At 31.2% G+C, this 12838-nt stretch carries 8 protein-coding genes; all 8 read left to right on the top strand.

The window, feature by feature from the left end; all coding sequences use genetic code 11:
* The first annotated feature begins 89 nt into the window (after positions 1–89).
* The 8 genes from ACEVFT_RS13645 (at position 90) to ACEVFT_RS13610 (ending at position 12490) form a co-directional block, all read left to right on the top strand.
* Positions 90–1766 (top strand): dynamin family protein, encoded by a 1677-nt coding sequence (locus tag ACEVFT_RS13645; RefSeq protein WP_393950325.1) that lies wholly within the window; start codon positions 90–92, stop codon positions 1764–1766.
* Positions 1763–3946 (top strand): dynamin family protein, encoded by a 2184-nt coding sequence (locus ACEVFT_RS13640; RefSeq protein ID WP_393950324.1) that lies wholly within the window; start codon positions 1763–1765, stop codon positions 3944–3946. Before ACEVFT_RS13645 ends, ACEVFT_RS13640 begins: the two co-directional genes overlap by 4 nt.
* A 10-nt stretch (positions 3947–3956) precedes the next feature.
* Positions 3957–5255 carry a dynamin family protein gene (locus ACEVFT_RS13635; protein WP_393950322.1) on the top strand — a complete coding sequence of 433 codons (1299 nt, stop codon included), beginning with the start codon at positions 3957–3959 and terminating at the stop codon, positions 5253–5255.
* Positions 5252–7675 (top strand): CFI-box-CTERM domain-containing protein, encoded by a 2424-nt coding sequence (locus ACEVFT_RS13630; RefSeq protein ID WP_393950321.1) that lies wholly within the window; start codon positions 5252–5254, stop codon positions 7673–7675. Before ACEVFT_RS13635 ends, ACEVFT_RS13630 begins: the two co-directional genes overlap by 4 nt.
* 208 nt (positions 7676–7883) lie before the next feature.
* The gene (locus ACEVFT_RS13625) at positions 7884–9866 is read left to right on the top strand and encodes a DUF262 domain-containing protein (protein WP_393950319.1); all 1983 of its coding nucleotides are present in this window, start codon (positions 7884–7886) and stop codon (positions 9864–9866) included.
* Between the two features lie 65 nt (positions 9867–9931).
* Positions 9932–10573, top strand: a complete 642-nt coding sequence (locus ACEVFT_RS13620; protein ID WP_258860370.1) for a hypothetical protein — start codon at positions 9932–9934, stop codon at positions 10571–10573.
* The gene (locus ACEVFT_RS13615) at positions 10573–11793 is read left to right on the top strand and encodes an adenine nucleotide alpha hydrolase family protein (protein ID WP_393950317.1); all 1221 of its coding nucleotides are present in this window, start codon (positions 10573–10575) and stop codon (positions 11791–11793) included. The genes ACEVFT_RS13620 and ACEVFT_RS13615 overlap by 1 nt, the downstream gene beginning before the upstream one ends.
* Entirely contained in the window at positions 11783–12490 is a 708-nt protein-coding gene (locus tag ACEVFT_RS13610) for a TatD family hydrolase (RefSeq protein ID WP_340807275.1), read from the top strand. The genes ACEVFT_RS13615 and ACEVFT_RS13610 overlap by 11 nt, the downstream gene beginning before the upstream one ends.
* Positions 12491–12838 lie beyond the last annotated feature (348 nt).

Below are 12838 nucleotides of genomic sequence, written 5' to 3'. Positions count from 1 at the left end.
CATATTATGTCCGTTTCAAGATGTAAAATAGATTCTAATATAAGATTTTCGATGGTAATTAAGTAAAAATTCGATAAAAGGTGATAAATATGATTGATAAAACAATTATACAACAACATTTAAATATTTTAGGGGAAATTGGTAATGACATTAAAATTAATCAAGAAATTATCAATCGAATAGAGGAATTAAAAAGTATATGTGATGAATTTTCAATTAAAATTTTAGCAATTGGGTCATTCAGTGCTGGAAAAAGTGCTTTGATGAACTTTTTACTTGAAGAAGAATTACTAACTGAAGAGCAAACACCTGAAACGGCCATTGCAACAGAATTAAAATATAGCCTAGTGGAAAGCTACGAAATAGTTGATGTAAATAAAGAGCGTAAATATGTAGAAAAACAACAAATTCAATCCGTAAATCCGAATGTTTGCTTAAATATTCGTTACAATTTAAATAATAATTTTTTACAAACATTTGAAGACTATGTATTTGTAGATATGCCGGGCTTTAACTCAAATATTGAACAGCATAACCGCGCAATTTTGCAATATGTAGAGAGAGGGAATGCGTACTTACTAGTAATTGATTGCGAAGAGGGTGGAATGAAAGCCTCGGTTTTAGAGTTTGTTGAAGAAATACGTAAATACGATCACAATTTAATTATTGTGCTTTCAAAGGTAGATAAAAAAGCCGCGGAAGATGTGCAAGTAATTGAACAAAAAATTAAAGCGCAAGCATCGTACTTATTTGGATATGATGTTCCAGTTGTAAAATATAGCAAACATGATAACGATACGAAGCAAGGTTTACTGGATACTATCCACGTACTAAATAGTCAACAAATTTTTGAACAAGCTACATTGCCAAAAATAAAAGAAATTTATCAATTCTTGGAGTTAGCGTTAGAACAGTCGATTAAATCTTTAGCTTTTGATGATAGTGCTTTAAGAGAAGAGATTCAAAAAAGGGAAAAGGCTAAAAGTGAGTTAGAATACAAGCTTCAACAGGAACGTTCGAAGTTAACTAATCGAATGACCTCACAAGTATTGCCTAGCATTATTGCCGAAGTTGAAAATGCACTATATGTTCATTCGACAGAGCTTGCCAATGCAGCAATATCAGGTTCAAATGCATTTAGCATTCGTATGAATTCGATTTTACGTCCGGTACTTCTTGAAAATACAAAGAAATATACAAATATTTCTTTTGAAGAATTTTTAAGGGATGTTAATTTATCAGAAATATTAGTAGATAAAACAGAAGAAATAGTTTACACCGTAACGGATAAAATTCGTAAAGTAGAGTCGATTTTTTCTCAAAAAAACGAAGGAACAGACAATTTCAACAAAGTTTATAAATCGGTAACAGGTGCATTAGCCATTGCAACAACAGCTGTTGCACCCTGGTTAGAGATTATTATTTTATTCCTTCCTGAAATTTTAAAACTATTAGGTGTGGGGGGGAAACAATCTCAGGTCAACAAAGTAAAGCAATCTATTGAATCAGAGGTAATTCCACAAGTCATTGAGAAACTTAGTCCAGCAATTCAAGAATCTTTAGCAGAAATGGAAGATGTTATGATTGAAGAACTAGAAGAAAATTTAAGATTAATCATTTCCATTGAAGGAGAAGCTTTACAAGCAGCGTTAAATCAACAGGATGACATGCAGATAGAACATGATAAAAAGTTAGTACAATATAAAACAACACTAGATTTAGTACGTGATGAATTACAAAAAGTTGAGAAGTTGGTGACAGTATGAATGTAGAAGCTATTCAATTTATCGATAAAATTCAACATATATCAGACGAACTTAGAAAGTACAATAAGTTTTTAAGCGAAGACCGCATTGCACTATTCCAAACAAATTACCTGAAACTAAAAAATAATTTAGAAGGAATTATGAAATCAAAGCGTAATTTGCAAATTGGGATTATTGGTGAAGTAAAAGCAGGGAAGTCTTCATTTATTAATGCTCTAATTTTTGATGGTAAAGATATTTTGCCAAAAGCCCCAACGCCAATGACTGCGGCACTTACGAAAATTAGCTATGGTGACAGATTTGAAGCAGAAATTGTTTTTTACGATGAAAATGACTGGAACATTATTCAGCATAACGCGCATTTAGCAGACCGATTTTTAAGAGAGCTGTACGAGCAAGAAATGGAAAAAAGTGCATATGCGATGGATTTTGAACAATTTTGTGTTTTTAAAAAAGATGATGTGCCGAAAGAATATTCAGCTTGTAAAGAGCTTATTGAAATGGCTGAAAAAAATAATTTAAATGTATCACAATATATTGGTCAAAAAATTGAAATCAATGCTGATGAGCAAGATGAATATATTGAAAAATTAAATCATTATGTTGGCGCAGAAGGGCAGTTTACACCTATTGTAAAATATTCGGTAATTAAGCTAAATAATGAACGTTTAAAAAATATTGAAATTGTCGATACACCGGGGATGAATGATCCAATCGTAAGTAGAACGATTGTAACTTCAGATTTTTTAATGAATTGTGATGTAGTGTTCTTTTTAAGCTATGCAGGGCAATTTTTATCACAGGAAGAAATGGGCTTACTTACTCGCTCGTTACCAGAAAACTCAATTAGCCATGCATATTTAATTGCTAGTAAATTTGACTCGGCAATATTAGATTATAAACAAAAGAAAGCTCCATTAAAAACAGCGGTGCAACATACGTTATTTAATCTTAATCAACAAGCAACTACAACAATTGGTGAGAGCATTACACAGCAAAATACTCCAGCTGTAGTAAAGGTAATTCAAGCAAATCTCCCGCCACACCCAACCTCAGGACTTATGTATAGCAGTGCAATGAAGCTTTATCATAATGAGCCATTAACAAAAGCAGAAGAGCATATTTTAAAGCAGTTTGAAAAGCGTTTTGAGGGTTTTAGCCGAAGTCCTAAAGAGCTGATGAAGCTTGCAAATGTACACACAATAGAAGGGAAAATTTTATCGAAAGTAAAAACAGAAAAAGACAATATTATTACTGAACGTTCATCCACGATTATTCAAGATCAGCATATTGAATTTTTACGTTTAATTCGTCAAATGGAAGAACAAACGATTGATAATATTCAAGAAATGAAGCATTCCGATGTTTCGGGCTTGAAAAATAAAGTCGAAAAAATTTCTTCGAAGCTCCAATCTATTCGAAAAAATGTGAATGATATTTTTACAGCAAATTATTTAAAAGCTAGCCGTATACTAGTTGATATTAAAATTGATGTAGAAAAGGAAATCAATAATCATACAGGTGTGAAAGTGGCGGTTTCTACTTCATCAGATACAGGTACAAGACGAACAGGATTTCTTGGCTTAAAACGTGAATCTTATACGATTACAACGACAAACTATACAGCTGAAGTAACAGAGGTAGTCGCAAGTATTCGGAAATATATTACAAGATCTCGTGAAATGATTAATAACGAATTTAAACGCTTATTTGATTTACAAAATATGAAAAAGGATGTCGCAAACGAAGTAGTAGGCGCCTTTGAATTAATAAGTAATGAATTTAATGAATCTGAAATTAAGCGTGCTTTAGAAATTGTGTTAAATCAAATTGTTATCCAAGATATCGAAGTTGACCAAAGTAAATATGATGCAAAAATCACTTCCACTTTTTCATCGCCATCTGTTCGTAATGAAGAAATTTCGAACTTACAGCTAGAGCAGGAACGTATTTTGCAACAAGTAGCAAACGATATCAAATCTGAAATTGACAGCAAAATTAAAGAAATTGAGTTGCTATTAGAAAAGTATGCAGCGAATTTCATCGACGATATCGAAGCGCAAATTACGGTAAATGCAAAAAAAATCGAAATGCTATTAAAAGATAAAGAAGCAAACTTGAAACGAATGGAAGAAATTGCATTGAAATTAAATGTGTTTAAAAAACAATTAGCGCAGTAGGAGAATTCATATGACGAAGAAAATGGATTTATTTTCACTTGATGATTCCGATTTATTTGCTGCAGATGATGATTTATTTGATTTTAGTTTAGAGAAAGAGTACGAGGCGGAAAACCTTTATTTAGCGGACTCAGCTAAAGGGTTAAACCTTATTTCAAACTTATTAGGCGTAACTGATGAAACGAAAAGTAAATTACGAAATATACGTCGTCTGGACACTCTCATTGATAACAAGCTATTGCAATCTATCAATAAAATTCAACTGAAAAATGAAGTTCATTTGTATCAAGAGCTTGTAAAATTAAGTGATAAATTATTTGAGCAAAATAAAGTAGCTTTACTGAAAAAAAAGAAAACGATTGGTATTGGCGGTCAATTTAGCGCGGGAAAATCAAAGTTTATTAATTCGGTTATTGGTGAGACAATTTTACCAGAAGACCAAGTGCCAACAACATCGATTGCTACGTATATCGTAAAAGGCGACAACTTGTTTATCGAAGCTTTAACAAAAAACAACCAATCTGTACAGTTAGATTTAGATGCCGTAAAAGCGCTAAGTCACGCGTTTTACAGTACGTACAATTTAGGATTTTCGCACTTCATCAATAACTTAGTTATTTCAACACCGGTATTTCCCTACGAATCGATTGCGATTTTAGATACACCAGGGTACTCAAAAGTTGATACAACGAAAAAGCAAGCGATTACAGATAATGAAAAGGCATTAATGCAATTAAAATCTGTCGACTACTTAATTTGGTTAATTGATGTGGAAAATGGCGTTATTAAGCAAGCGGATATTGATTTTATTGAATTATTAAATATGAAAAATCCGGTTCTAATTGTATTTAACAAATGCGACAAAAAAACAGAATCGGATGTGGAAAATATTATTAATACAACAAAGGAATATTTGAAAAAATCAAACATTCCTTTGTATGAGGTAGTTGCTTATTCTGCTCAAGATGAAAAAGAGTACTTAAATCGCAACTATTTAAAAACGTACTTTAAGGAAATTAACCGTAAGTCGAATACATTTGTACCATTAGAAGAGGAAATTCAAAAAATCATTAATCAGCTAGAGCATCAAATTGATGAGTATTTCAATGCGGTGCAAAAAAGACGTAATGATGTTGGCAACTTTATTTTTAAATCTGACGATATTTCAGAAATTCAAACGTTAACAAAGGTTTATGCAATGCTACAACAAGAAATAAAAGAAATTAGTAATTGTAGAAAAAATTTAGCAAAAACAAAGGAACAAATTTTGAATCAATTCAATGCTCTTGTTTCTGGAGGTTTCCAATGACAAAAATCGAAAAAACCTTTCAAGTATTAGGAAAGTTATTAACAGAGGAAACAACCTCACAGTTTAACAATGTCAAAGCAAATCAGCAATTTCAATCGTTTTTACAATATGTAACAACAGAAGTTTATCCAGTCATTGATAAAAGCAGCTATGAAAATAAAACTAATTTTTTAATCAATTTAAAATCGGCTATACGAGAAATTGAATTTATCGTTCGCACACCCCATTTGCAAAATAAAACGCTAGTTGTTATAGAGGGTAAAAAGCATGCCGTTCCACAATGGTTTGAGCAAAATCAAATGCAGGAATATGCAAAATTTATTAGACAAAACGCAAACATTCCGATGATTTTATCTGCATCAGAAAAAACAACGATTGTTGCACAAAATACATTAGAAAACTTATCAAAGTTATCGCCCGATGAATTTCGACATGTGAATCAGCAATTATATAAAGAAAAGCTCGATGTAGATCAATTTATTCAAGTGTTTTATATAGAAGCAAAATGTCCGTTTGAGCATATTGCATTTATTTACTTACCACAATTTGTTTCAAGACAAAGTGAAATATATAAAATGCTACATAATATGGCAGAAGCGTCGATTATGATTGAACCCCTTCATAAGCAATTGAATCAATATAAAGCACCGAACTATGCTAAACAACGTTTTATTATTGGAGAAAACGTAGAAACAGAGTTGTCTTCTTTAATACTTGAAGAAGTGCCAGTATTACTTCAGCAGCTTAATAAGCCATGTATGATGCCGGCGATCTATGATATTTTTACTGAAACATATCAAGATTACTTAATTAATGTGACAAAAGAGTTAGCTTATGAGCAATATTTAGTAAATGGGCTTTCTAAAGATTTAGTAACGGTTAGCGATGAAGAGCTTGAGGCAAATATTATATCAATTCGCAATAATTTAAAGAAACAGTTACAGGCTAAACAAATATCCCACAAAAATTTAGTTAAACATTTATTACAATGCAACAAACATTTAATGGAGATTGAAAAATTATTTGTAAGTCCTATACTTTCTGATGCCCTTTTCTCTAACAAAGCTCAGCTTTACATCGCAAAACAGGCACTTGTCGCACTTGAAATAAAAGATAATACGGGATATAAAGTAGCAATTGAGCGTTTGAGAAATTCTGACTCTATTTATACATCAATCATTCAGGCCTATTCAAAAGGTAAAAAAGAAGAAATTGTTAAATGTATAAATATTTTAAATGAATTACCATTAAACGATGTGACAGCATATATTAGTATTAAATATTTTTCAGTTATTAAAAGTAAATCTCTTTATAACAAGCTTAAAAAGTTTTATCACAATAACTACGATGCAGAGGTTAATCTGTATTTAGGTAAAGCTGCAATTTCAGTTTCAAATAATGTCGATGCACAATTTTATTTTAAAAAAGCAATGAATCTCGGTAATTCTGAAGCAGCCGAGCTTTTATTATCGTTTATAAATAAAAAGAATATTATAGAGGTAGAAAGCATTGCACGTTTATTAGTTCCTGAAGCTTGCTATCTAGTAGGAAAATATTATTTAAATAGCAAATATAGCAAAGCGTTAACGTTTTTAAAGATTGCCGCGACATTTGAACATTTTCAAGCATTGCAAAAACTAGCAGAAATAGAATTTAATCGTTTTAGAAAAGGTCGAAACAATTTACCAGATGATCGCTTAGAGGTTGTATTTTCGAATGCACTAAAATTAAATCACTACGTTCATGAAAAAGAGCGCTCAAAAGAAGTAACAGAACGTTTAGGGAAGTTATATTATTGGGACGGAGATCATCGCAAAGCGATTAATTATTTATCAACAGTAGATAACGCAGAATGTAACTTTATGTGCGGGAAAATTTATCAATACGGTAATGTATTGTCGCAGGACTTACAAAAATCCAAAAATTATTTTGAAAAAGCTGTAAGGCAGTCACATTCTTATGCAGAAATAGAGCTACATAAAGTAACCGGTTGGATTCAATCAAACGAAGTGAAGCAAAGTTATAGCAGTAGTAGATCGTATAGTTCTTCTTCTTCAAGTTCAAGCTACTCATCAAGTAAATCTTGGTGTTTCTTAACAACAGCAACTTGTATTGCTTTAGGGAAAGAAGATAATTGTGATGAAATATTAAATTATAAAAAATATCGTGATGAGCATTTACGTTTCGATGATGATGGAAGAGACTTAATAGTAGAGTATTATCGCATTGCACCTGTAATTGTGGAAAAAATTGATGCCGAACCAAATCCGAAAGCGTTATATTTACACTTATATAATCAATATATAAAAGTTGGATATGACTACTTACAAAAAAATGATTTAGTTAATGCAAAAAAGATTTATATAGAGATGGTGAAAAATTTATGTGAAAAGTATAATGTTGTGCCATTTCAATATTAATAAAAGTAGGGACTGTGTTCACTTGATGCTAGTCTATTTATTATGAAATTTAAATTAAAGCTTGTAATTAAAGAGTAGAAGAGAGCGCAATTGCTTACTTCTGCTTTTATTATAAATAAAGTAAAAATGTGGTAAAGTGAACTTATCAAAAAAGGTTGAAAGTAAGCAAAACTATATACATCGACCCTATAAATTTGGAGTGATCTAAGTGAAAGCAAATGAAACAAATTTACAAGAAATAATTGAAGGCTCGAAGCAATATATCATACCAATGTTTCAACGTACATATAGTTGGGATCAAAAACAATGGCTAACATTATGGGAAGATTTAATGGAGTTAGTTGATGAGGCACAACAATATGAAAATCACTTTATCGGATCAATCGTATCTATACCGGTAAATGCAAATCCTACTGGCGTGCAACAATTTTTAGTAATTGATGGACAACAACGATTAACGACATTACTTGTTCTATTAAGCGTTATTCGTGACAAAGCAGAGGAAGATGGATTACCTGAATTAGCTGCTGAAATTAACGAAACGATGCTTGTAAATCGTTTTAAAAAAGGTGAAGAGTATTTTAAATTGTTACCAACGCAAGTTGATAAAGATATCTTTAAAAGAATTATAAAAAAAGAAGTTTTAGAATCAGATCAAAGTAGTGGGCTTATAAAATGCTATGACTACTTTAAAAATAAGTTGCATGATTTAACAACGGATGTGGAGCAGTTGAAAAATGGGGTTTTACATAATCTTTCGTTAGTTAGTATTGTACTGTCTCCAGATGATAATCCGTATTTAGTATTTGAAAGCTTAAATGCAAAAGGACAACCATTAACAGAAGCAGACTTAATTCGAAACTACTTATTTATGCGTATCGAACCATCAGAGCAAGAAGAAATGTATAAAGGCTATTGGCTGCCAATGCAAACGAATTTAGGCGATTCTTTAACTGAGTTCATCAGACATTTTTTAATGGGTGTAAACTTAAATGTCAAAAAGAAAGATGTTTATGTGAAATTAAAGCAGCAAGCAGATAAAGCGAATGTCATTGATTATTTGAAGGAGCTGGCTGTATTTGCAACTTACTATGATAAATTACTACATCCAGAAAAAGAGTCTAATGAAAAAATTCAATACTACTTAAAGCGTATTCAACAGTTTGAAGCACGTACCGCTTTTCCATTTTTACTTTATGTTTATCGTGATTTTGATGTGAAGAAATACAGTCTGGAACAATTCATTGAAATTTTGTCGATAATCGATAATTTCATTGTTAGAAGATACGTTTGCAATATCGAATCGAAACCATTAAATAAAATGTTTGGTTCGCTATATAACCAGTTAAAACCATTTAGTGAAGCTGACTCTATTCAAGAATTAAAAGCATTTTTACAGGTGAGAGGCTACCCTAAGGATACTGAAGTTCTTCATGAATTAATCAATTCACCTTTATATGGCGCTGGTGATAAGAGAGAGAAATGTAAGTTTATTTTAAGTGTACTTGAAGAAAGCTTTGGTCATAAAGAGAAAGTTGATTTAACGAAGGCTACCATTGAACATATCATGCCACAAACTTTAACTGAATCTTGGGAAGCTGAATTAGGTAGCAATTTTGAAGAAGTTCACGAAAAATATTTGCATGTTATTGGGAACTTAACATTAAGTGGCTATAATTCAGAGCTATCGAACGAATCATTCTCTACTAAGAAAAAATATTATAGTAAGAGCAATTTTGAATTGAATAAGGATCTCGTTAAATATAATACTTGGGATGAACAAGCAATCACTGACAGAACAGAAAAATTATATAAAAAATTCATTTTAGCATGGCCGTATTTTGGACTTGCTAGTGTTAAAGACAATGATGTAACAGGTAGCTCGCCACGCTTATTATTCATAGGTGATGAAACGACTAAGGTAAAAGTTTGGAGAGAAGTTTTAGAACATACTATTCTGTTCATTTACAAAAATAATCCTGAATACTACCAAGAATTGTTGCAGACGAGATCATTACTAATCTCAGTAGAAAAGAAGAATAACGAGATGCGTAGTGCTAAGCAATTGTCGAATGGGCATTTTATAGAAGTTAATTTTAGTGCAAAAAGTATTTACACGACATGTAAGAAGTTATTTATTGATGCAGGTTTTGATGCTGATACATGGGGTGTAGAGGTTGAGATGAAATAAATTATTAAGTTCAATTGTTTTCAAATAATTATCGTTTTTTAGCATATAAGAAAAGGTGAGTGTTTATGGGAACTTCAAAAAGAAAGCTTAATAAAGAAATCAAGAAAATGCTGCAAGATGTACCTGTTGAAAAAATCAATGACAAAACACCAGATGTTACAAAGAAAATAATTACTTTGAAAAGAATAAATACAGAATTTTTAGATGAAGCAACTTTAAACAAATGTATCAGTATCATTTCTAATCAATTTGAAGTTTTAAGTAAGGAAGGCTTTAATGGCATTACTCAGCAAGAAATAAAAAACGATCCCATTACAACCGAGCAATTTGTAAATCATATCTTGGATTTAATAGATAATGAGGATAATTTATTCGCAGATAAAGCTCTTTTAGAAAGAAGCTTTAAAATTACAATGACAAATTTTTTGAAGAATGAAGACTTAGTTCTAACGAGTTTTATCGAAAAATTATTATTTAATGTAGTAAAGCAAATACTCATAGGGGAATTACATGATACATTAAAAGAAGTTTATGATGAATTAAATTATGATGATATTGAATTAATGGTTAATAATGTCTCAAATCAAATTATAGATAATGAAACACAGCGTAAAATAGATCAATATATAGCAAAAGACTTAGAGTTTAGTGAAGTACTAAAATCTGTTGTTGAAGCTGCTAAAAATGTAACGTTTGGTGAGTTCTAATGAACGGATTAGTAAACGAGAAATTACATCTTCAATTGATGCAGGAATTTGAGGTTGATTATTTTAAGGACAAAGATAAAACTATTGTCGATTTAATTACAGTAATGGGTTCAGTATATTGCGTTGATGTATCTGTAACTGCCAGGAAAACCCATCTTTCTATTGAGATTCCAGTTTTCCATGTTGAAGTTTGGCAAGGTTTAACTAATAGACTTAGACTTTTACTAAAATGGGTTTCTGGTGAAGACTATCAAATTTCTTTTAAGCCATTTAATAAGGATTTAATAGCAAGAAAAGAAAGACAAATGAAATTATCGTTATATGGTCCAAATCAAAGAATTGTAAGCTTATTTTCAGGAGGATTAGATTCTTTAACAGGAGCGTATTATAATTTCAAAAATGACATTTCTAGCGATTATATTGGATTTCTCAATAAACGAGAAGAAGCAACTAAACAGAGGTTCCTTGCTGATTTTTATAAGAAAAAACTAAATCCTACCCCTGATATAATTTTGATAGAGAAACCAGTTGATAAGAAACAACACTATACACAAGCAACCCGTTCACTGCTCTATTTTTCTTTAGCAGTAGCTAAGGCATATTATAATCAATCTAATCAGGTTAACCTGTATGAAAATGGTGTTTTAACATTAAATCCAAACCTTTATGATAGATTTACAACGAAGACAACACATCCCAAAACTTTGTTTGAATACAATAATTTATTGGAGGATTTAAACATAAATGTACAAGTTAAACATCCGTTATTATTCAAAACAAAAGGTGAATCAATAAATGAAATGAATTTAGATTTTAAAGGTGTAATCAAAGATTCATTCACATGTGGAGCTGGAAGATCGGACGTATTAAAAGTACATGTTGGGCAATGTGGAGTATGTATTCCATGCTTATTGAGAAAAATTTCAATGGCTGCATATGACAATGAACAGTATGATTGTTTATATTACTTTGATTATGAAGAACAGAATTTTGAACCAGATGTATATTATTATGAATTTATTTCTAATGTGCAATACTTTCAAAAATATGTGCAGCTCATAAGAAACAACGAAATTTTTAGTGAATTAAACATTAAGTCAAAGTACTATGATGAGGCTGATTATTTAGTTAAAACGAATGAAATGCTGAATAAGTTTGCTAAAGAATTTGAAAGGTATATGGAAAAGTATGACTTACATCGATACGCACGTGCATATTGATTTCTATCCTAATCCGTATGAGTTGGCCTTAGAATATGAAACAAGCAAAATCTACACATTATTTGTAACTAATTTACCTGAGTTATACGAAAAGTACTTCGGTAGGTTTTCAAACTTTAAATACATTCGACTATGCCTAGGATATCATCCACAAGTTTCAAATGAATATCTTTTAAATAAAGACCTTTTCGAAAAATATATAGCTACCACTAGATACATTGGGGAGGTAGGGTTAGATTTTTTTTCTGGAATAAGCGATAGAGAAAAAAGCATTCAAATAGAGGCTTTTCGATATGTTTCTAGTCAAAGGTTTAATAAAGGGCGTATATATACTATCCATAGTAAAGGCGCTGAGAGGGAAGTACTTGATATTTTGCTTGAAAATGAAGTTAAACATGCAATTTTTCATTGGTACACAGGCAAAATTAGTGTTTTGAAACAAGCGGTTGAAAAAGGATATTATTTTTCTATAAATCCGAAAATGTTAATGACTAAAAACGGATTAAATATAATTGCCCATATTCCAGTTAAACAAATACTTTTTGAAACGGATGGACCATTTGCTCGAATTGATCGAAAACCTATTTACCCTAAAGATATTCCAAATTTTTATTCTGCTGTTGATAAGGAAGTAGATGGATTTGATAAAATTTGCTTTTCGAACTTCCGAAGACTTTTAATTGAAAAGGATTTATAACATAGTGTATATGCACCGTGAATATTAGACTATCCCGAAAATATTTTTTATGTTAAAATTTAACACGTAGGTTTTAGCCTATAGCGTGTGTATTACACACGCGTCCCGATAATCGGTATAGGGCATTCGTTTCGACGATTTATAATATAATTATAGACGCTGAAATTGAATGGAGGATAATGCTAATGAATCTCTTAATGCAACTATTAATTGACTTATCAGTTTATCCAGCAGTCTTATATTACATATGAGGCTGTTAGAACTTTAACCTATCTTATTAAGATAGGGAGGCGGTTGAATCCCATTCCTCCTTGCCCACCGCCGCAGAAAATGGAGGAATACCATATT

The organism is Lysinibacillus sp. PWR01, from assembly GCF_043359455.1.
Taxonomy (GTDB): Bacteria; Bacillota; Bacilli; order Bacillales_A; family Planococcaceae; genus Lysinibacillus; species Lysinibacillus fusiformis_F.
Note: the sequence above shows the minus strand (reverse complement) of the source record. Positions and strands in the feature narration are given on the sequence as shown.

Coding starts and splice junctions, on each gene's coding strand:
- ACEVFT_RS13640 (WP_393950324.1), top strand. CDS start 1,763: ATGAATGTAGAAGCTATTCAATTTATCGATAAAATTCAACATATATCA.
- ACEVFT_RS13635 (WP_393950322.1), top strand. CDS start 3,957: ATGACGAAGAAAATGGATTTATTTTCACTTGATGATTCCGATTTATTT.
- ACEVFT_RS13645 (WP_393950325.1), top strand. CDS start 90: ATGATTGATAAAACAATTATACAACAACATTTAAATATTTTAGGGGAA.
- ACEVFT_RS13630 (WP_393950321.1), top strand. CDS start 5,252: ATGACAAAAATCGAAAAAACCTTTCAAGTATTAGGAAAGTTATTAACA.
- ACEVFT_RS13615 (WP_393950317.1), top strand. CDS start 10,573: ATGAACGGATTAGTAAACGAGAAATTACATCTTCAATTGATGCAGGAA.
- ACEVFT_RS13620 (WP_258860370.1), top strand. CDS start 9,932: ATGGGAACTTCAAAAAGAAAGCTTAATAAAGAAATCAAGAAAATGCTG.